Genomic DNA, 19043 nt, shown 5'->3' on the forward strand with positions numbered 1-19043 from the left:
CGAACGCTACCCGCCCGGACCGGTGACGCTCAGCCGGTCAGCACCAGTCCCAGGTAGGACAGCGTGGTGACGATCTCCACGAGCGCTCCGAGCACGTCGCCGGTGATGCCGCCGAAGCGGCGTACCAGGTGCCGCAGCAGCCCGGCCCCGACGGCGAGCGCGGCGAGGACGGCGAGCGGCCCCTGCCACGGGCGGTCCGGCACCGCGGGCACCGCCGCCAGCGCGACGGCGACCGCGCCGAGCGCCGGCGCGCCCCACCCGACCGTGCCGGCGACGAGCGCGCCCAGGCCCTCCGGCCGGGCCGCCGGCACGCCGCGCCGGCAGGCCAGGCCGACGGCGAGCCGCCCGGCCGCGGTGGCCGCGACCACCGCGGCGAACGCGGCGAGGGCGTCCCGGCCGGCCAGCTCCGCGAGCACCGCGCTCTGGAGCAGGAGTACGACCACCAGCGCGACCACCCCGAACGGGCCGACGTCCGGCTGCTTCATGATCTCCAGCGCGGCCGGACCGCGCCGGTACGAGCCCAGCGCGTCGACGGTGTCGGCCAGCCCGTCCAGGTGCAGGCCCCGGGTGAGCAGCGCGCCCAGGCCCACGGTGACCACGGCGGCGACGAACGGTGGCGCGAGCGCGCCGGTGAGCAGCAGCACCCCGCCGAGTACGGCGCCGAGCAGCGCGCCGACCAGCGGGGCGAGCGCCATCGCGGTGCCGGCGGCGGCCCGGTCGACGCGTCCGGCGCGTACCGGGGCGGTGGTGAACGTGGTGAGCGCCAGCCGGATGCCGTCGGCGAGCCGCGCCTCAGTCGGCACGTCGGCCGGGGGAGACCGGCTCGTCGGACCCGATCGTCGTCGGTCCCGGCCCGGCCGGCTCCGGCTCGGCGAAGTCCGGCTCGTCGTCGGTCCGGCCGGCGTCGCTGCCCTCGTCGCCGGTGTCGCGGTCGTCGTCGGGGCCGCCCAGCGACGGGTGCACCGGGAGCGTCGCGGCGAGCGTCAGCGCGGAGCGCAGCAGTGGCAGCGCGGCCAGCGCGGTCGCCCCCTCGCCCAGGTCGAGCCGCAGGTCCACCAGCGGGGCCAGGCCGAGCACGTCGGCGGCGAGCCGTACACCCGGACGGCCGCCGTGGTCGGGCAGCAGGCACCAGTGCCGGGCCTGCCCGGCCAGGTCGCGGCTGACCATGGCGGCGGCGGTGCCGACCGGCCCGTCCAGCAGCACCGGCAGCTTGCGGGCGGTCGCGCCCAGCAGCACGCCGGTGGCCAGCGCGATGTCGCCGCCGCCCAGCTCGGCCAGCACGTCCTTGGCCTCCCGGGCGGAGCGCCGGGTGCGGTGCAGCGCGTCCCGCACCGCCGCGCAGCGGACCATCCAGGCCGCGTCGTCGATCTCGCCCTGCTCGGTGACCACCCGGCCGAGCACCGTCGGCGGTTCCGCGCCGGCGGTGGCCGCGAGCACGGCTGCGGCGGCGGCCTCGGCGCCGGCCCCGCACGCGGCGAGCACCAGCAGCTGTACGCCCGCGTCGGCGGCCTGCTCGGCGAGCCGCCAGCCGTAGCGCAGCGCCGCCTCGACCTCGTCGGCGGGCAGGGCCGGACGCTCCTCCATCGGCGCCGAGACGGGCGCCTCGACGATCTGCAGGCCGGCGCGGTTCTCGGCGGCGAGCCGGGCCAGCGCGCCCCGGCCGGCGCGAGCCTGCCGGGCGCGTCGGGCCGACTCACCGGCCGGTGCGCCCGCCGAAGCGCCGCCCTCGTGGTCGCCCTGGATCAGCAGGACGCGCACCGAGTCCCACGGACGCGGCGTCGAGGTGCCCTGGGTGGCGGCGGCGAAGCCGACCACCTGTTCCAGCACGCCGAGACCGGCGCCGGGGATGTCGAGGGTGGCGAGCCGGTCGACCGCCTGCGGCCCGGTGTAGTCGTCGGGCATCGGCAGTTCCATGCCCGGCTGGATCACCAGCCCGGTGGCGATCATCGGCAGCGCCATGGTGGGTGCGGCCCAGTCGCCCGTACCGGGCTCGTCGGACGTGGCCGGGGCGGGCACCGGGGCGGCGGCCGGGGTGAGCACCTCGGGCAGCGTCACGTCGCCGGCGCCGAGGTCGGCCGGCACGGTCCGGGGTGCCGCGGCGCGGCCGGGCTCGGCCTCGGGCGACGTGGCGGCGGGCGGCACGGCGTGCGCGGGGGCCGGAGCGGCCGGCTTGAGCCACGCGGCCTGGCCGGCGACCACCAGCGCGACCGCGTCGCAGGCGTCGGCGACCGCGCGGTTGGCGGCGCCGAGCGCGTCGGTGAACGCCCGGCCGAGCGGCGTGGTGGGCACCAGCGACAGGCCTACCTCGGGGCTGACCAGCACCAGGCGGGCGGTGCTGGAGCGCACCGCCGCGGCCAGCTCGGCGATCGTGGCGGTGTCGTCGGCCGGCTGGTGGGCCGGGTCGAGCAGCACCGTCACCCAGCCGCCCAGGTCGTCCACGAGCAGCGTCTCGTTCGGCCCGGCGGCGGCGATCACCTCGACCAGCCGGCCCGGGTTCGCGGTCGTCTCCTCGGTGGTCCAGCTCCCCGGCCGGCGGGCGCGGTGCGTCGCGAGGCGGGTCGCCCACTCGGTGTCCTCGGGATCCCCGGCCGGGGCGGTCGCCACGTACCGGACCGTGGGCGCGTCGGCGACCAGTGACTCGGCGAACTCGGACTTGCCGGAGCGGATACCGCCGAGCACCAGAAGGGTGTGCCACCCGTCAACGGACATGCCCCGTACCTTAGATGCCGCCGCCCGGGCGGGGCAGTCAGAGGTGGCTCATCGCGGTCGGCGCTCGGGGGCCTCGAAGCGATAGTCGTTGGGATTCACGTCAACCGGCTTCGGATCCTCCTGCCAGGCTCCCTCGCCGGGGCGGGCGAGGAGCGCGTCGAGCAGCTCCTCCCGGTCCATCTCGTGGGCCGCCTCGATGCCGCCGCGTACCGCCATCGCCCGCACCTCCTCGGTGTCCATCTCCCGCAACGGCCGCATGGTGTCCTCCCTCGCTGACGACGTCCGGCGTGGATACCCCGTTGGTGACGGCCGAACCTTGCGGGCACCCGCGCGTCGGCCCGCGCCGGTCGAGGGGTGAAGCGTCGTGGGCGGGCGACTAGGCTTGCGGAGGTTTGGCGTCCTGCGGGACGACGGCGGCGAGGGGAGACGCAGCATGGCGTGGAGCTGGCGGTACGAGGGCACGAACGGCGACGTGGTGGACGGACCCGTCGAATCGTTCACGAGCCAGGCGGACGCCGAGTCGTGGATCGGCCAGACCTGGCGGGAGCTCGCGGCATCCGGCGTCACCACAGTCGTGCTGGTCGAGGACGACCGGGTGGACTACCGGATGAGCCTGCAACCCCCGGCCGAATGACCGGCTACGACCGCCCGGGCGAGCCGCTGATCCTCGGCGTGCCCCGGGCGGCGTTCCGGCCGAGCCCGATCTTCCTGGCCCTGGTCGCGCTGTTCGTCGCGTCCGGGGTGATGACCTGGAACCGGTACGGCAACGTCGGCTTCGACGTGTTCCTCTTCGTCGTGTCCGGCTGGCTGGTCTCGCTGTGCCTGCACGAGTACGCGCACGCCGTGGTCGCGTACCGCTCCGGTGACCGGGACATCGCGCACCGGGGCTACCTCACGCTCAACCCCCTGAAATACACCAGCCCGCTGCTGTCGATCGTGCTGCCGGTGGTCGTGGTGCTGCTCGGCGGCATCGGCCTGCCCGGCGGGGCGGTCTGGGTGGACCGGCACGCCATCCCCGGCCGGCTGCGGCACACGCTCGTCAGCCTGGCCGGGCCGGCCACCAACGTGCTGTTCACGCTGGTGCTGGTGGCGGCGGTGGCGTGGGGGCCGGAACTGGGCGGGCCGCTGGAGTTCTGGGCCGGCGTCGGGCTGCTCGCGTTCCTCCAGCTCACCGCCAGCGTGCTCAACCTGCTGCCGGTGCCCGGCCTGGACGGCGGCAACATGCTCCAGCCCTGGCTCAGCCCCGCCTACCGGCGGATGTACGACCTGTTCGCCCCGTACGGGTTCATCCTGCTCTTCGCGCTGCTGTGGAGCCCGCAGATCAACCGGGCGTTCTTCGGCGCGGTCTTCGCCGTCGGCGACGCGCTCGGCCTGCCGCGCGAGCTGTACCAGATCGGCTACGCCCTGATCCGCTTCTGGGAGTAGCCGGCCGGTCGTCCCCGGGCCGGTGCGACCCGGCCCGGGAACGACGCGACGTCACGGGCGCTGAGCCGGGCTCTCGGTCTTCGCCGGGTCCCGCTCGGTGACCGGCTCGACGATCTCGTCGATCGCCTTGAGCAGGTCGGCGTCGAGCTTCACGCCCGCCGCCTTCACGTTGTCGTGCACCTGCTCCGGCCGGGACGCGCCGATGATCGCCGAGGAGACGTTCGGGTTCTGCAGCACCCAGGCGACGGCGAGCTGCGGCATGGTCAGCCCGGCCTGCTCGGCCAGCGGCTTGAGCCGCTGCACCCGGGTCAGCACGTCGTCGGTCATGAACCGGGCGATGAACCCGGCGCCGGACTTCTCGTCCGTGGCGCGGGAGCCCGCGGGCGGCGGCTGGCCCGGCAGGTACTTGCCGGACAGCACGCCCTGGGCCATCGGCGACCAGACGATCTGGCCGATGCCCAGCTCCTCGCTGGTGGGGACCACCTCGGTCTCGATGACGCGCCACAGCATCGAGTACTGCGGCTGGTTCGAGATCAGCGGGATGCGCAGCTCGCGGGCCAGCGCGTGCGCCTCACGCAGCTGGGACGCCTTCCACTCGGAGACGCCGATGTAGTGCGCCTTGCCGGAGCGTACGACGTCGGCGAAGGCCTCCATCGTCTCCTCCAGCGGCGTGCTGTAGTCGTAGCGGTGAGCCTGGTAGAGGTCCACGTGGTCGGTCTGCAGGCGGCGCAGCGAGCCGTCGATCGACTCCATGATGTGCTTGCGGGACAGACCCCTGTCGTTGCGGCCGGGACCGGTCGGCCAGTAGACCTTGGTGAAGATCTCCAGCCCTTCGCGACGCTCGCCCTTGAGCGCGCGGCCGAGCACCGACTCGGCGCGGGTGCCCGCGTACACGTCGGCGGTGTCGAAGGTGGTGATGCCGCTGTCGAGGGCGGCGCGGACGCACGCGACCGCCGCGTCCTCCTCGACCTGCGAGCCGTGGGTGATCCAGTTGCCGTACGAGATCTCGCTGACCATCAGGCCGGAGCGGCCCAGGTGACGGAATTCCATGCTCCCGACCCTAGACCTGCCCGCTCCCGGACGCCGTCCGGCGCTCCCCGGCGCCGGCGTGAGCCGCAGGTCAGAGCACCGGGCTGGCGTCGGCGAGCAGCCTGTCGATCTCGGCGACCACGGCCGCGCGGCCCGGGTGCACCGGGTCGATCAGCGGCTCGCCGCGCCGGTCCAGCGCGCCCCAGCGGCCCGACTCGGTGGCGACCAGGAACGCCACCGGGTGCACCACCACCGTCGGGTACGCCGGCGCCACCACCACCCGGCCGCCCCGGTCCACGACACCCCGGCGGCCGGCCAGCTCGACCACGGCGAGCCCGTCGGCGGTGAACCCGTCGACCTCGCGCCCGTCCGCGAGCGGTGTGCCGAGACGGTGGTAGCGGGTCGGCACCACCACCTCGCCGGTGAGGTCCACCGCACCCCAGCCGCCGTTCTGCCGTACCGCCGCCAGGCCGTTGCGGAACGGCCGCGCCTCCTCGTACCCGGGCGGGATCTTCACGATGTTCATCCGGTCGACGGCCATCCACCGGCCCTTGCCGTCCATCGACACCCAGGACAGCCCGTCCGAGAAGGGCACCACCGAGCGGTAGCCGTTGTTCGCCTCGATCAGCGCCGCGCCGGACGTGTCGATCAGCGCCCACCGGGACGCCTCCGGCCGCCGTACCCAGGCCAGGCCCTCGCGGAACGGCTGCGCCTCGGCGTACCGGTGCGCGATCACCATGTCGCCGTCGGCGTCCGCGTACCCCCAGAGCTGTTGCTCCTCGTCGAACGTCGCCACCGGCGGACGAGGCGTGCCGAGCACCTCCTCCGGTCGGCGCGGCGGGGGACCGAAACCGTCGGCGGCGGCCCGCTGCGCGACCGCGTCCAGCGCGACCTCGACCCGGGCGTTCAGCTGCGCGTCCTCGCCGTGACGCAGGTCCAGCGCGCGCTCGAAGTGCAGGCACGCCTCGGTCAGCCGGCCCTGGTCGTAGCAGCACCGTCCGGCGTGCTCGTGCAGCAGCGCGCGCAGCCGGTCCGGCAGTTCCGGCGAGTTCGCCTCGGCGAACATCCGGTCGGCCTCCGCGTGGTCGCCCCGCCACCGCAGCGCCTCCGCGAGGCGCGCGCGGGCCAGCGCGGTCCGCCGGAACTCGCCGGTGGCCTCGGCGTACGTGACCGCCAGCCGCGCGTCCCCGAGCGCGTCGTCCAGGTCACCGAGGATCCGGGACGCCACCGCGCGCAGGCTCAGCAGCCGGGCCCGGCTGCGATTGTCGAGTGTGGTGTCCAGTTTGCCGGTCAGCCCGTCCCGGATCACCCGCAGCTGCGCCGGGTCGGGCGCCTGCTCGCGCAGCGTACGCGGATCCAGTTCCCAGCCGACCGCGGCGAGCGCCTGCTCGGGGTCGACCGGAGGCGGCGGCTCGGCGTCCGCCCCCGGATCCGCGTCGTCGTCGGTTGCGGCTTCGGGGGTACGCCGATCCTGCGCGTCGTCAGCCTGATCGGTGCCGGCCGGGGCGGGCTTGCCGTCGCCGGTGTGGGCCCGCGTCTCTTGGGCGGGCGTGGCGTCGGCCGCGGTGCCGGTCTGCTCCTCGGTGGATGGTGTGAGCCCGGCGTGGTCGGCGCCGTCGATCGTCGTCGGTTCCCCGGCCGTGTCCTCGGCGCCGGTTTCCGGTGCCGTCTCGTCTGCGGTGTCCGGTGTGGTGTGCGGTGCCGTCGCGTCGACGGTGGTTCCTGGTGTCGCGCCGGTGGTGGTTCCTGGTGTCGCGCCGCTGTGCTGCCGGGCTTCGGTGGTGGTTTCCGGCGTCGCGCCGCTGTCCTGGCGGGCTTCGAGGCAGGCTTCCGATGCCGCGCTGCTGTCCTGGCGGGCTTCGACGGCGACTTCCGGTGTCGTGTCGTCGTCCTGGCGGGCTGCGGCGGCGGTGACATCGTTCGGAGCGCGCTCCGGGCCGGGACCGGGCCGGTCGGGTGCCGTCGCCACCGCGACCTGCGGCTCGGGATCGGCGGCCGGACTGTCGGGTGCGGTCACGGGGGCGCCGGCCTCCGCCGTGGTCCGCTCGACCGTCGGGGTGATCTGCGCGTCCACGGATGCGGCCGACGAGCCGGTGGCCGCTGCGGCAACGGCGGATGCGTCCACGGTCGATGCGTCCACGGTGGACGGGGAGGCGATCGGCGCCGGCACGATCGGCGCCGGCACGATCGGTGCCGGCGCGGGCGGGGACGGCGCCGGTGCGGGCGATACGTCGACGGGGCTCGCGGGCCTGCCGAAGCTGCCGGGCGAGGCCGTGTTCGGGTCGGTGGCCGGGGCGGTACCGGCCTTCGGCGCGGTCGGCGTGCCGTTCGTGATGCCGTCGTCGTCGGCTTGCCGGACGGCGCCGGTTGACGGGGTGGAGTCGATTGACGGTGTGGAGTCGATTGGCGGTGTGGAGCCGGTTGGCGGGACCGTGCTGGTTGACGGGGTGGAGTCGACTGGCAGGGCGGCGTCGGTGGACGGAGCTGCGGGGAGCGACGAGCTGGCGTCACGCGGCGCGATGGCGGGAGGTGTCGTGCTCTCCGCGGACGGTGCGGTGGCGGAGGCGCTCCCGTCCGCCGGACGTGATGCGGCGGCGGGGAAGGGCGTGGCGGGGTCGGCAGTGGACGCCGGCGCCGGACCGGGCACGGCCAGCACGGAGGCGCCGTCCCCCGGCACCGTGGCATCGATTCCCGGCGCCGTCGTCACGGCGTCCGGCGTCTCCGTTGCCGCTTCCGGCTCGCCGTCGTGGCCCGGCTGAGATCTTGGTACGAAATGGCCCTCAGGGGGGCCGAAATCGTCCAAGATCTCCGGCGGTTCCGGGTCTCCTGCGGGCCGGGAGGGCTGGAACCATGCCTCGGCGCCGGGGGAGGGCGGAGGTGTCGTCCTCGACGGGCCGCCGTTCTCCGACGGCTCGTCGGCCGGGCCGGGGGATGTGTCGGCTCCGAGGCGGTCCGCGCCCGGTGTGGGCTGCGGGTTGCGGTCGACGCCGGGACGGGCGATGGCCGTGTCGGACGTGGTTCGGGAGCCCTCGGTATCGGGCCGGCTGCCGTCCGAGCGGGACTCGGGCCGGATGACCGCGTCGACTCCGAGGCTGCCGGTTCCCGCGGCGGGAACGTCGACACCGGCCTCGGGCCGACCGGTGTCCGCCTGCGGCGTGACCGGGGCACCCGTGCGGGACGTCGTCTCGATGCGCGCGTCGGCACCGTGGACGTCCGTGTCCGGCGCAGGCGGGGTGCTCGTCCGGGACGCCGCCTCAGCATCGGCCCGGGGACGGTCGGCGTCCGCGCCGGGGACGGGCCGGGCGTCCGTGCCCGCCGTGGGCCGGGCGTCCGCGTCGGCTGCTGGGCGGCCGGGCGTACCCGGCTGCGGCGCGACGACGGGCCGCTGCGCGGGCTGTGCTTCCGACGTGGCGGCGTGGCTCGACGGGCCGACCGGTGGTGGCGCGGCCGGCCGGACCGGGGCAGGACCGGGATAGGTGGGCGGTGCCGGACGAGCCGGCGCGGCCCGTGGCGGCTGGAACGGCGGCGGACCCTGGCGTTCCTCGACCCGGCCCTGCGCCGGAGCCGGGCGAACGGGCTCCTCGCTGCGCTGCACCGGTCCGCCGGCGACCGGAGCCTGCACACCGCCGCTGGATGTGCCGACCACCGGCGCGTCCGACGGCGTCCGGGGCTCGCTGGGCCGCGTCGCCCTGGACTCGTTCGGCGGCGTCGTCCTGGGTTCCGCCACCGGCACCACCCTGGGCTCGGCCGGTCGCGTCGCCCTGGGCTCGGCCGGCGGCGTCACCCTGGGTTCGGCCGGCCGCGCTGTCCGGTGCTCGTCCGGGTGGGCAACCGCCTGATCCGGGGCCGCCGGCCGGCGCTCGTCGGGCCGTACCGGCCAGTGCTGCGGCCGGGACTCGGAACGCGCGGCGGCACCGTCGGGCCGGCGACGGTCCTGCTCCGGTTGCTCCTGGCCGGCCTCCGGGCGGGACGGGGCGGTGGGCGGCCGGATGGCGTGGGCACGTGGGCCGGCGGCATCGGGCTGGGCGCCCGGACCGGCCGGCCTGACGTCGCGGGCGTCCGGGCGTGCGGAGCCGTCCTGCTCGGGGCGGCGTGCCTCGGGGCGCGGGCCGTCGGCGGGCGCGGCCGGGTGCCGGGGCGGCATCGGCCGGTCCGCCGGAGGGCGGTACCGCTCGTCGGGCCGGTGCGCGTCGGGTTCGGGCCGGGGGCGGGGCTCGATGATCGGCCATTCGCCCTGGTGCGGGCGGGGCCGGTCGGCAGGCGGACGCTGCCGGCGCGGGTCGGCACCGGGACGCGGCGGGACGACGGTGTGTGGGTCGGACGGGTGGGGTCCCTGCACGCCGTACCGGTCGGGTTCGCTCTGCTGCGCGGGTCGCGCGTTCTCGGGCGCCCGGCGCTGGGTCTCGGAGTACGCGGCGGCCTCGCGGCCCGGCGCACGGTCGTCCCACCGCCCACCGGCCGGCTCGCGCCGGTCCGCAGGGGGACGTGGGCCGGGCTCGCGGCGGCTGTCCCGCCCGGGCTCACGCCGGCCGTCGCGGCCCGGCTCGCCCCAGCCGGGTTCACGCCGGCCGTCGCGGCCCGGCCCGCCCCAGCCGGTTTCACGTCGGCCGTCGTGGCTCGGCTCGTCCCAGCGGGGTTCACGCCGATCCGGCTCGCCCCACCCCGCTGCGGTCCGCTCCGCCGGTGGCACGGCGTCGTCGCGCCGGCCGGTGCCGGGACCGCGCCGGTCCCGGCCGGGATCAATCGGTGACGGCTCCGGGAACGCACCGCGGCGGCCGTCGGGCAGGGGCTCGCGACGCCCGGCGGGGGAGTGCTGGTCCCGCCGGGCGTCGGGTGGCGTGCCCCATCGCTCGCCTGCGGCCGCCGGACGGCCGTCAACCGGGGCGCGCCTGCCGTCCTGGCGGTCGGTCCGGTGCGGGGCGGGGTGCGGGGACTCGTTCGGCTCCGGCATCCAGCCCGGCTGGGCGGTCCGGCGCGGTGCGCCGTCGGGGCGTACCCAGCGCTGGTCGAGCCGCTCCGGCGGCGGGCCGGGCCGGCGGCCGTCCGCGCCGGGGCCGTCGGAATGCCCACGCCGGTCGTCCGGCGCGGCGGGGCGCTGTCCGGGCCCGGCAGGACCCGTCGGGTACGCCCCGCGTGGGGTTGCCGGGCTGGTCGGGTACGTGCCGTGCGGCCCGGCCGGGCTGACCGGGTACGCGTCCGGGCGACCGGGCGGCCCGCCCCGGTGCGCCTCGTGCGGACCCGCCGGGCTGACCGGGTCCGCCCAGCGTGAACCGGCCGGGCTCGTCGGATGCGCGCTCCGTGGACCGGCCGGGCTGACCGGGTATGTGCCGTGCGGCCCGGCGGGGCTGACGGGCTCGCCGCCACGCGGCCCGGCGGGGCTGACCGGGTACGTGCCGTGGGGACCGGCCGGGCTGACCGGTTCACCGCCACGAGGGGCGGCGGGGCTGACCGGGTACGCGTCGCGTGGGGACGCCGGGCTGACCGGGTAGGCGTCACGCGGGCCCGCCGGACTCACCGGGGGCCGGGAACCCGCGGGGCTCACCGGGTACGCGTCCACGTCGGGCGCGGGGCTGACCGGGCGCACCTCGGCGCGGCCGACCACGGCGCGGGGGCGCGGCGTCAGGTTCTCGATGCCGATGTCACCCGGGTAGCGCTGCCCGGGGAACTGCGGCTGCCACTCGTGGGTGGGCTCGGCGGCCCAGGCCGGTTCGGCCGGCTCACGCCAGCTGCCCCAGCCGCTCATCGGCAACCCCTCCCGCCGCTCGCGCGGGACGGCCCCGGGGCCGGCTCGCGTCGCTCGCTCACGGCGGTGTCACCTCATTGGAAATTCTCGCGCTGGGGCGCCGGACGTGCCGGTAGAGTCGCCCGGTCCAGCACGTCGTGGCTGCGGAAGGAGGGTAACGGCGTGGGCTCGGTCACCGCCACTGTGGCAGCACCCACCGGCGCACACGTTACCCCATGGTTTCGGACATTCGGCGCGATCGCGGCGGCCGGGTTCCGGCGGCACGCGACCTACCGGCAGGCCGCCGTGGCGGGGTTGTGCACCAACACCGTGTTCGGCTTCCTGCGCTGCTACATCTTCCTCGCGGCGGCGGGCGCGACGGGCGTCGTGGCCGGCTACGACCGGGCACAGCTCGCCACCTTCGTCTGGGCCGGCCAGGGGCTGCTGGCGGTGATCGCCATCTGGGGCTGGACCGATCTGGCGGACCGGATCCGTACCGGCGAGGTGGCCGCCGACCTGCTGCGGCCGGTGCACCCGGTGACCAGCTACCTCGCCACCGACCTGGGCCGGGCCGGGTTCGCGTCGCTGGTCCGGCTGGTGCCGCCGCTGGTGATCGGCCCGTTCTTCTTCGCGGTGTACGTGCCCCGGCACTGGGCAACGGTGCCGCTGTTCCTGCTCTCCGCGCTGCTCGCGGTGGTGGTCTGCTTCGGCTGCCGCTACCTGGTCAACGCCACCGCGTACTGGCTGCAGGACGTCCGGGGCCCGATGATCCTGTGGACTCTCGGCTCCGGCGTGCTGGCCGGCCTCTACTTCCCGCTGGGCTTCCTGCCCGGCCCGCTGGAGGCGGTCCTGCGGTACGCCACCCCGTTCCCCAGCATCCTCCAGGTGCCGCTGGACGTGCTCGTCGAGCGGGAGCCGATGGCCACCGGCCTCACCCTGGTCGGGGTGCAGGCCGTCTGGGCGGTGCTGCTGCTGGCGCTGTGCCGGCTGGTGCAGCGCCGTGCCGAGCGCCGTCTGGTGGTCCAGGGTGGCTGAGCGCGGCAGCGCGCCCAGGGTGGCTGATCTGGCTGAACTGCGCGCGTACCGGGCGTTGCTCGGTGCGCAGGCGCGCTCGCAGGCCGCGTACCGCACCTCGTTCGTGGTGGACCTGGTCGGCAACGTGGGCGCCACCGTGTTCGACGTGGTCACCGTCCTGGTGATCTTCGGCGTGACGCGGGAGCTGGGCGGGTTCACGCTGCGCGAGACGCTCGTCGTGGTCGGCCTGTCGTCGTGCGGCTTCGCCACCGCCGACCTGCTGGTCGGCAACATCGAACGGCTTCCCCGGTACGTGCGCACCGGCCTCTTCGACGCCGTGCTGGTACGCCCGCTCGGGGCGCTGCCGCAGCTGCTGCTGATGGACCTGCCGCTGCGCAAGCTGTCCCGGGCCGTGTTCGGGCTGGCGGTGCTGCTGTTCGCGCTGGCCTCGGCCGGCATCGACTGGACACCGGCCCGGGTGGCGCTGGCAGTCGTCGCGCCGCCGGCGGCAGTGGTCTTCTTCGGCTCGGTCTTCGTGCTGACCGCCACCGTGTCGTTCTACTGGGTCGACTCGGGCGAGCTGGCGAACGCGGTCACCTACGGCGGGCGGGACTTCACCTCGTACCCGGTCACCGTGTACGGCGGGTGGTTCCGCGCGCTGTTCGCGTACGGGATGGGGTTCGCCTTTGTCAGCTACCACCCGGCGCTGGCGTTGCTGGGCCGCGCCGACCCGCTCGGCCTGCCGCAGTGGGCGGGCTGGGCCGCGCCGGGCGTCGCGGTGGTCGCCGCGGCGCTGGCCGCCCTGGCCTGGCGCGTCGGGGTCCGTCACTACCGGAGTACGGGGTCATGAGCGTCATCGAGATGGACGGTCTGCGCAAGGAGTTCACGGTCCGGGTGAAGGCCGGGCCGCTGCGGCGGGAGAAGCGGACGGTGACCGCCGTCGACGGGGTGGACCTGCGGGTGGAGCGCGGCGAGATGCTCGGCTACATCGGCCCGAACGGCGCCGGGAAGTCGACCACGCTGAAGATGCTGACCGGCGTGCTGACGCCGTCGGCGGGGCGGGCCCGGGTGTGCGGGCTGCGCCCGGTGGCCGACCGTACCCGGTTGGCGCTGCGCATCGGGGTGGTGTTCGGGCAGCGCTCGCAGCTCTGGTGGGACCTGCCGCTGCGGGACTCGTTCGACCTGCTGCGCCACGTCTACCGGGTGCCGGCCGGCGAGCATGCGGCCCGGCTGGCCCGCTGCCGGGACCTGCTCGACCTGGACGGGTTCCTGGACACCCCGGTCCGGCAGCTCTCGCTGGGTCAGCGGATGCGCGGCGAGCTGACCGCGGCCCTGCTGCACGGCCCGGAGGTGCTGTTCCTGGACGAGCCGACGATCGGCCTGGACGTGGTCAGCAAGCAGGCGGTACGCGGCTTCCTGGCCGAGCTGGGCCGGGCCGGGGAGACCACGCTCGTGCTCACCACGCACGACCTGGCCGACATCGAGCGGTTGTGCCGGCGGCTCGTGGTGATCGACCACGGGCGGGTGGTGCACGACGGGTCGATCGCGGAGCTGCACCGCCGGTACGGCTCGCGCCGGATGGTGGTCGCCGAGCTGGACGCGGCGCTGCCCGAGCCGCCGGTGCTGCCCGGCGCGCCGGTGCAGCGGGTGGAGGCGGACGGGCGGCGGCTGGTCTTCGCGCTGGAACGGGCGAGCGTCGCCGAGGTGGTGGCCGGGCTGGCCGGCCTGACCACGCTGCGGGACATCTCGATCGTGGAGCCGGACATCGAGGAGGTGGTGACGCGGCTCTACCGCGCCCCGGCCGGGCCGTCCGCCGTCACGGGTGCTCCATGACGAGTACGGCGAACGTGCCCGGGGCCAGCGCCTCGTAGCGGTGCGGGGTGTCGCCCGGGAAGGTGGCGTAGTCGCCCGGTTCCAGCTCGACCAGGTCGGTCTCGGGGCCGACGCGCATCCGGCCGGCGGCGACGACGACGTGCTCGACGCTGCGCGGGGTGTGCGCCTCGGCGGTCCGTACCGCGCCGGGTTCCAGCTCCATCACGTAGACGTCCCGCCGGGCGTGCGGCGCTCCGGCGGCGAGCAGGGTGGCCGAGAAGTCGGCGTGCTCGGACCGGATCCTCGGCCCCTGCCCGGCTCGTACCACCCGGACGGCGGCGGTGGGCGGTTCGACCAGGCGGCTGAACGGTACGTCGAGCGCCACGCCGAGCGCCCAGAGCGTCTCGACGCTGGGATTGCCGGACCCGGACTCCAGCTGGGACAGGGTGGACTTGGCGATCCCGGCGCGGCGGGCCAGCTCGGTCAGCGACAGGCCCGCCCGTTCGCGCTCGCGGCGCAGCGCGGCGGCGATGGTGGCGAGTGGGGGAGCGGGGTCGATCGCCATGTGTTCGCTCCATCGGTCGTTTTGTTCGGTTTGACGAACCAGCGGGCTCCCGTTCAGGATAATGGACATGCGTACGGCATACCGAACGGGCGACGCCCGGGTGCTCCGCGACGTCGCCGCCATCGGCGCGGCGATGCTCGCCGTGGGCGCGTCGTTCGGTGCCGTGGCGGTGGCCGCCGGCCTGCCCGTCTGGGCCACGCTCGCCATGTCCGCCGTCGTCTACGCCGGTGGCGCCCAGTTCATGGCCGTGGGCCTCGTCGCGGTCGGCAGCCCGCTCGCGGCGGTCTTCGCCGGCCTGCTCCTCAACGCCCGGCACCTGCCGTTCGGCTTGGCCCTCGGTGGCGCGCTCGGCGCCCGGCGCTGGCAGCGGCTGCTCGGCAGCCACCTGATGACCGACGAGGCGACCGCGTTCGCGCTGGCCCGCCCGGCCGGTCCGCAGCGGCGGCGGGCGTTCTGGCTGGCCGGGGTGCTGCTGTTCCTGGCCTGGAACGCCGGTACCGCGCTCGGCGTGCTGGCCGGCGGCGCGGCCGGTGACCCGGCGGCGTTAGGACTCGACGCCGCCTTCCCGGCCGGGCTGGCCGCCCTGCTGCTGCCCAGCCTGCGCGACCGGGAGGCGCGCCGGGTGGCGCTCCTCGGCGCCGGCCTCGCCGTGCTGGCGACACCGCTGCTGCCGGCCGGGCTGCCGGTGCTGCTCGCGCTCGCCGCGCTGGCCCTGCCGCTGCTGGCCCGCCGCCGCTCACCCATCCCGCCGGGCGACCCGGACGCCGCGCCGGATGGTGACCCCGGCCGCGTGCGCGACGGCGGCCCGGTCGCCGTGCCGGCCGGTTCCGGCGCTGCGCCGGACGGCATCGGCGGACCGATGGACGCCGGTGGGGCGAGGCGCCAGGTGAGCGCCGGGGAGGGCTCGTGCTGATCGCCGTGATCCTCGCCCTGGCCGCCGGCACCTACGGCTTCCGGGTCGCCGGGGTGCTGCTGCGGGACCGGCTGGACCTGCCCGAGTGGGCCCGGCACCTGTTGCCGGTCGGCGCCGCCACGCTGCTGGCCGCGCTCGCCGCCACCGCGGCGCTCACCGAGGCCGGTGGCTTCGCCGGTTACGCCCGGCCCGCCGGGGTGCTGGTCGGCCTGGTGCTCGCCTGGCGGCGGGCGCCGTTCGTGCTGGTCGTGGTCGCGGCGGCGGCCACCACCGCGGTGCTGCGCCTGCTCGGCGTGGCCTGACGGCGGCGTCGGCCGGCCTCACACGACAACGGCCCCTCACCGCCGGGCGGGGAGGGGCCGATTCGGAGCCGGTCCGGTCAGACCTTGTCGCCGATGTTCACGCGGGGCGCGGGCGCGCGCATCCGGCGGAACGTGATCGACCGCATGATCGCGTAGAAGTAGAGCGAGCCGAGCTTCTCGGTGCTCTTCGGGAAGCGCTCGCGGACCAGCCGCTTGATCTTCCGGGAGATCAGGATCGAGTCGATCAGCACGCCGAGGGCCAGCGCGCCCCAGAGCACGTTCGACAGCAGCCGCACGATCGGCGGCATGGCCTGGTTGGAGCCGAACAGCACGATCAGCGCGCCACCGAAGAACCAGGTGCCGATCGTCCGCCGGGAGTCGACCACGTTGCGGGCCAGCAGCCGCTCGGGGCCCCGGTCACGCGGGCCGCCCTCGCGGCGGAACTCGGCGGCGGCCTCGGCGCGCGCGGCGCGGCGCTGCGCGCGGGCCTCCTCCTTGGTCAGCGGCTTGGCCGGCGCGGTCGGCCGGCGACCCGCGACCGGGCGCTTCGGCGTGACCTGCCCGAGTTCCTTCTTGCTGGGCGTGTAGCCCCGCGGACGGGCGGCGGCGGACTCCTCGTCGGTCGTCACCGTGGTGACGGACTCCTCGACGAGGTCGGCGGACTTGCGGCGAAACAGCGACGGCACGCGGCAAGGGTAGCCAACCGGCCGCGCCCGGTGCACATCACGGGTGCACCGGGCGCGGACGGTCGGCTGAACGGGACGGTCAGGGACGCTCGACGTGCGCGCCGAGGTCGGCCAGCTTGGCCTCGAAGTCCTCGTAGCCGCGGTTGATCAGGTCCACGCCGTACACCCGGGAGGTGCCCTCGGCGGCGAGCGCCGCGATCAGGTGGCTGAACCCGGCCCGCAGGTCCGGGATGACCAGGTCGGCCGCGTGCAGCTTGCTCGGCCCGGCGATCACCGCGGAGTGCTTGAAGTTGCGCCGGCCGAAGCGGCACGGGGTGCCGCCGAGGCAGTCCCGGTAGACCTGGATGTTGGCGCCCATCGTGTTCAGCGCCTCGGTGTAGCCCAGCCGCTGCTCGTAGACCGTCTCGTGGACGATCGACAGGCCCCGCGCCTGGGTGAGCGCGACCACCAGCGGCTGCTGCCAGTCGGTCATGAAACCGGGGTGCACGTCGGTCTCCAGCGCGACCGCGTTCAGCTCGCCGCCCGGGTGCCAGAACCGGATGCCGCCCTCCTGGCCCGGGCTGCCGCCGCGCGGCGGGCGCAGGTCGGTGACCTCGTACTCGCCGCCGACCGACCGGAAGATGTTCAGGAAGGTCATCATGTCGGCCTGCTGGGCGCCAAGCACCTCGACGTGCCCGCGGGTGGCCAGCGCCGCCGCCGCCCAGCTGGCCGCCTCGATCCGGTCCGGGATCGGCCGGTGGGTGTAGCCGTGCAGCTTCTTGACGCCCTGGATCTCGATCACCCGGTCGGTGTGGACCTTGATGATCGCGCCCATCTTCTGCAGCACGCAGATGAGGTCGATGATCTCCGGCTCGACGGCCGCGTTGCGCAGCTCGGTGACGCCCTCGGCCATCACCGCGGTGAGCAGCACCTGCTCGGTGGCGCCCACGCTCGGGTACGGCAGCGCGAACTTCGTGCCGTGCAGCCCGTTCGGCGCGGACAGGTGCAGACCCTCCGGGGTCTTCTCGACGGTGGCGCCGAACTCGCGCAGCGCCTGGAGGTGGAAGTCGATCGGGCGCGGGCCGATGTGGCAGCCGCCCAGGTCGGGGATGAAGGCGTGGCCGAGCCGGTGCAGCAGCGGGCCGCAGAACAGGATCGGGATCCGGCTGGACCCGGCGTGCACGTTGATCTGGTCGGTGCTGGCGCTCTCGACGTTCGACGGGTCGAAGACGAGCTCGCCCTCCTCGTCGCCGTCGCTGACCTTGACGCCGTGCAGGCCGAGCAGACCGCGGACCACCTCGACGTCACGGATACGCGGCACGTCGAACAACCGGCTGGGTGTGTCGCCCAGCAGGGCGGCCACCATCGCCTTGGACACCAGGTTCTTCGCGCCGCGCACGCGGATCCGCCCTTCAAGCGGAGTGCCTCCGTGTACGACCAGGACGTCGTCGGTCAACGCAACCTCCAGCGCGTTGGGTGCTGCCGTGTCTAGTGATGGGTGCACGAAGTTCATCGCTACCCGGAACGCGGTCATGGGAAAACGGGCCGCGTGTGTCGTCGCCCCGGCAGCATAGCCCTCCGTGACGGGAATGGAATCGGTCACATCGCCAGCGAGGGCACGAACCGGGGTGTCAGGCGCGTTTCCGTGCCAGCGGCGTCACCGACGGTGATCAAGCTCCCGGAAGGGCGAGCATCTGGTCCAGCGCCGACCGGGCGTGTCGGGCGGTCTCCGGATCAACGGTGATCTGGTTGACCACGCGGCCCGCGACCAGCTCCTCCAGCGCCCAGACCAGGTGCGGCAGGTCGATCCGGTTCATCGTCGAGCAGTAGCAGACCGCCCGGTCGAGGAACATGATCTGCTTGTCCGGGTGGGCCAGGGCGAGCCGGCGTACCAGGTTCAGCTCGGTGCCCACCGCCCACGCCGAGCCGGCCGGTGCCGCCTCGATGGTCCTGATGATGAACTCGGTCGAGCCGACCAGGTCGGCGGCGTTCACCACCTCGTGGCGGCACTCCGGGTGCACCAGCACGTTCACGCCCGGCACCCGCTCGCGGACGTCGTTGACGCTCTCGAGCGTGAAGCGGCCGTGCACCGAGCAGTGGCCGCGCCACAGGATCATCTTCGCGTCCCGCAGCTGCTCCGCGGTCAGCCCGCCGTTCGGCTTGTGCGGGTCGTAGAGCACGCAGTCGTCGAGCGAGAAGCCCATCTCCAGCACCGCGGTGTTGCGGCCGAGGTGCTGGTCGGGCAGGAACAGCACCTTGCGGCCCTGCTCGAAGGCCCAGTCCAGGGCCCGCTTGGCGTTCGACGAGGTGCAGACCACGCCGCCGTTGCGGCCGACGAAGCCCTTGATGTCGGCCGAGGAGTTCATGTACGTCACCGGCACGGTCTCGGCCGCGATGCCCAGGTCGGTGAGCGTGTCCCACGCGGCCTCGACCTGCGACAGCACCGCCATGTCGGCCATCGAGCAGCCGGCGGCGAGGTCGGGCAGGATCACCTTCTGCGCGTCCGAGGTGAGGATGTCCGCGCTCTCGGCCATGAAGTGCACGCCGCAGAAGACGATGTACTCCGCGTCCGGGCGGGCCGCCGCCTCCCGGGCCAGCTTGAACGAGTCGCCCGTCACGTCGGCGAACTGGATCACCTCGTCGCGCTGGTAGTGGTGGCCCAGGACGAACACCTTCGTGCCGAGCGCGGCCTTCGCGGCGGCGGCGCGGGCCACCAGGTCGGGGTCGCTCGGCGCGGGGAGATCACCCGGACACTCCACGCCACGTTCGGTGGCGGGGTCGCTGCCGCGGCCGAGGAGCAGCAGCGCCGTGGCGGTGTTGGACGGCTCAACCCAGGTCGAAGTCACGACCCCATGGTCCCACAGCGCGACCACCGCGCAGCCGTCCC

The 19043-nt window shown here is 75.3% G+C and carries 17 protein-coding genes; 8 read left to right on the top strand and 9 right to left on the bottom strand.

The genetic code is table 11. The annotated features are described in order from the left end of the window. Positions 1–29: 29 nt before the first annotated feature. From cobS to O7604_RS17550, 3 genes are read right to left on the bottom strand one after another with little or no spacing between them, the layout of a single operon-like run. The gene (cobS, locus tag O7604_RS17540) at positions 30–803 is read right to left on the bottom strand and encodes an adenosylcobinamide-GDP ribazoletransferase (protein ID WP_281577139.1); all 774 of its coding nucleotides are present in this window, start codon (positions 801–803) and stop codon (positions 30–32) included. Then, positions 793–2709 carry a bifunctional adenosylcobinamide kinase/adenosylcobinamide-phosphate guanylyltransferase gene (locus O7604_RS17545; protein WP_281577140.1) on the bottom strand — a complete coding sequence of 639 codons (1917 nt, stop codon included), beginning with the start codon at positions 2707–2709 and terminating at the stop codon, positions 793–795. The genes cobS and O7604_RS17545 overlap by 11 nt, the downstream gene beginning before the upstream one ends. Before the next feature lie 48 nt (positions 2710–2757). Beyond that, the gene (locus tag O7604_RS17550) at positions 2758–2967 is read right to left on the bottom strand and encodes a hypothetical protein (protein ID WP_030500114.1); all 210 of its coding nucleotides are present in this window, start codon (positions 2965–2967) and stop codon (positions 2758–2760) included. A 175-nt stretch (positions 2968–3142) separates the two neighbouring features. Between O7604_RS17550 and O7604_RS17555 the strand changes: the two genes are divergently transcribed. Both O7604_RS17555 and O7604_RS17560 read left to right on the top strand, forming a co-directional pair. Beyond that, entirely contained in the window at positions 3143–3343 is a 201-nt protein-coding gene (locus O7604_RS17555) for a hypothetical protein (protein ID WP_269704808.1), read from the top strand. Next, on the top strand, positions 3340–4134 hold the full coding sequence (locus O7604_RS17560; RefSeq protein WP_071098270.1) for a site-2 protease family protein: 795 nt from the start codon (positions 3340–3342) through the stop codon (positions 4132–4134). Before O7604_RS17555 ends, O7604_RS17560 begins: the two co-directional genes overlap by 4 nt. Positions 4135–4185: 51 nt before the next feature. Here O7604_RS17560 and O7604_RS17565 read toward each other — a convergent pair whose 3' ends face one another. Then, complete coding sequence (locus O7604_RS17565) at positions 4186–5184, bottom strand: aldo/keto reductase family protein (protein ID WP_281577141.1); 999 nt, start codon at positions 5182–5184, stop codon at positions 4186–4188. Positions 5185–5254: 70 nt separating this feature from the next. After that, entirely contained in the window at positions 5255–7180 is a 1926-nt protein-coding gene (locus tag O7604_RS17570; RefSeq protein ID WP_281577142.1) for a WG repeat-containing protein, read from the bottom strand. A gap of 19 nt (positions 7181–7199) precedes the next feature. Here O7604_RS17570 and O7604_RS17575 point away from each other — a divergent pair, with 19 nt between their 5' ends. From O7604_RS17575 to O7604_RS17590, 4 genes are all read left to right on the top strand, one after another. Then, a complete protein-coding gene (locus tag O7604_RS17575; protein WP_281577143.1) occupies positions 7200–7922 on the top strand; it encodes a hypothetical protein in 723 nt (240 codons plus the stop codon). Positions 7923–11068: 3146 nt separating this feature from the next. Continuing rightward, positions 11069–11920 carry an ABC-2 family transporter protein gene (locus O7604_RS17580; RefSeq protein WP_281577144.1) on the top strand — a complete coding sequence of 284 codons (852 nt, stop codon included), beginning with the start codon at positions 11069–11071 and terminating at the stop codon, positions 11918–11920. Positions 11921–11948: 28 nt separating this feature from the next. Next, a complete protein-coding gene (locus tag O7604_RS17585) occupies positions 11949–12749 on the top strand; it encodes an ABC-2 family transporter protein (RefSeq protein ID WP_269707041.1) in 801 nt (266 codons plus the stop codon). Next, complete coding sequence (locus tag O7604_RS17590) at positions 12746–13732, top strand: ATP-binding cassette domain-containing protein (protein WP_281577145.1); 987 nt, start codon at positions 12746–12748, stop codon at positions 13730–13732. Before O7604_RS17585 ends, O7604_RS17590 begins: the two co-directional genes overlap by 4 nt. Here the strand turns inward: O7604_RS17590 and O7604_RS17595 are convergent. Beyond that, positions 13716–14276, bottom strand: a complete 561-nt coding sequence (locus O7604_RS17595; RefSeq protein ID WP_269704813.1) for an XRE family transcriptional regulator — start codon at positions 14274–14276, stop codon at positions 13716–13718. The two genes, O7604_RS17590 and O7604_RS17595, sit on opposite strands and share 17 nt — an antisense overlap. 67 nt (positions 14277–14343) lie before the next feature. Between O7604_RS17595 and O7604_RS17600 the strand changes: the two genes are divergently transcribed. Both O7604_RS17600 and O7604_RS17605 read left to right on the top strand, forming a co-directional pair. Next, the gene (locus tag O7604_RS17600) at positions 14344–15189 is read left to right on the top strand and encodes an AzlC family ABC transporter permease (RefSeq protein ID WP_281577146.1); all 846 of its coding nucleotides are present in this window, start codon (positions 14344–14346) and stop codon (positions 15187–15189) included. Then, on the top strand, positions 15183–15491 hold the full coding sequence (locus tag O7604_RS17605) for an AzlD domain-containing protein (RefSeq protein WP_269704815.1): 309 nt from the start codon (positions 15183–15185) through the stop codon (positions 15489–15491). The genes O7604_RS17600 and O7604_RS17605 overlap by 7 nt, the downstream gene beginning before the upstream one ends. Before the next feature lie 77 nt (positions 15492–15568). On the opposite strand, the gene O7604_RS17610 is transcribed toward O7604_RS17605, so the two are convergent. The 3 genes from O7604_RS17610 to nadA all read right to left on the bottom strand — a co-directional run bounded on the left by O7604_RS17610 (position 15569) and on the right by nadA (position 19002). Next, the gene (locus O7604_RS17610) at positions 15569–16177 is read right to left on the bottom strand and encodes a DUF3043 domain-containing protein (protein ID WP_269704816.1); all 609 of its coding nucleotides are present in this window, start codon (positions 16175–16177) and stop codon (positions 15569–15571) included. A gap of 79 nt (positions 16178–16256) precedes the next feature. Beyond that, positions 16257–17612 (bottom strand): UDP-N-acetylglucosamine 1-carboxyvinyltransferase, encoded by a 1356-nt coding sequence (murA, locus tag O7604_RS17615; RefSeq protein WP_332367314.1) that lies wholly within the window; start codon positions 17610–17612, stop codon positions 16257–16259. A 214-nt stretch (positions 17613–17826) separates the two neighbouring features. Further along, the gene (nadA, locus tag O7604_RS17620) at positions 17827–19002 is read right to left on the bottom strand and encodes a quinolinate synthase NadA (RefSeq protein ID WP_269704818.1); all 1176 of its coding nucleotides are present in this window, start codon (positions 19000–19002) and stop codon (positions 17827–17829) included. Positions 19003–19043: the final 41 nt, after the last annotated feature.

Origin of the sequence: Micromonospora sp. WMMA1947, assembly GCF_027497355.1 — a bacterium.
Taxonomy (GTDB): domain Bacteria; phylum Actinomycetota; class Actinomycetes; order Mycobacteriales; family Micromonosporaceae; genus Micromonospora.

Bases quoted from the DNA above. Each gene is read 5' to 3' on its own strand.
- O7604_RS17545 (WP_281577140.1), bottom strand. From the start codon at position 2,709: ATGTCCGTTGACGGGTGGCACACCCTTCTGGTGCTCGGCGGTATCCGC.
- O7604_RS17550 (WP_030500114.1), bottom strand. From the start codon at position 2,967: ATGCGGCCGTTGCGGGAGATGGACACCGAGGAGGTGCGGGCGATGGCG.
- O7604_RS17555 (WP_269704808.1), top strand. From the start codon at position 3,143: ATGGCGTGGAGCTGGCGGTACGAGGGCACGAACGGCGACGTGGTGGAC.
- O7604_RS17560 (WP_071098270.1), top strand. From the start codon at position 3,340: ATGACCGGCTACGACCGCCCGGGCGAGCCGCTGATCCTCGGCGTGCCC.
- O7604_RS17565 (WP_281577141.1), bottom strand. From the start codon at position 5,184: ATGGAATTCCGTCACCTGGGCCGCTCCGGCCTGATGGTCAGCGAGATC.
- O7604_RS17590 (WP_281577145.1), top strand. From the start codon at position 12,746: ATGAGCGTCATCGAGATGGACGGTCTGCGCAAGGAGTTCACGGTCCGG.
- O7604_RS17595 (WP_269704813.1), bottom strand. From the start codon at position 14,276: ATGGCGATCGACCCCGCTCCCCCACTCGCCACCATCGCCGCCGCGCTG.
- O7604_RS17600 (WP_281577146.1), top strand. From the start codon at position 14,344: ATGCGTACGGCATACCGAACGGGCGACGCCCGGGTGCTCCGCGACGTC.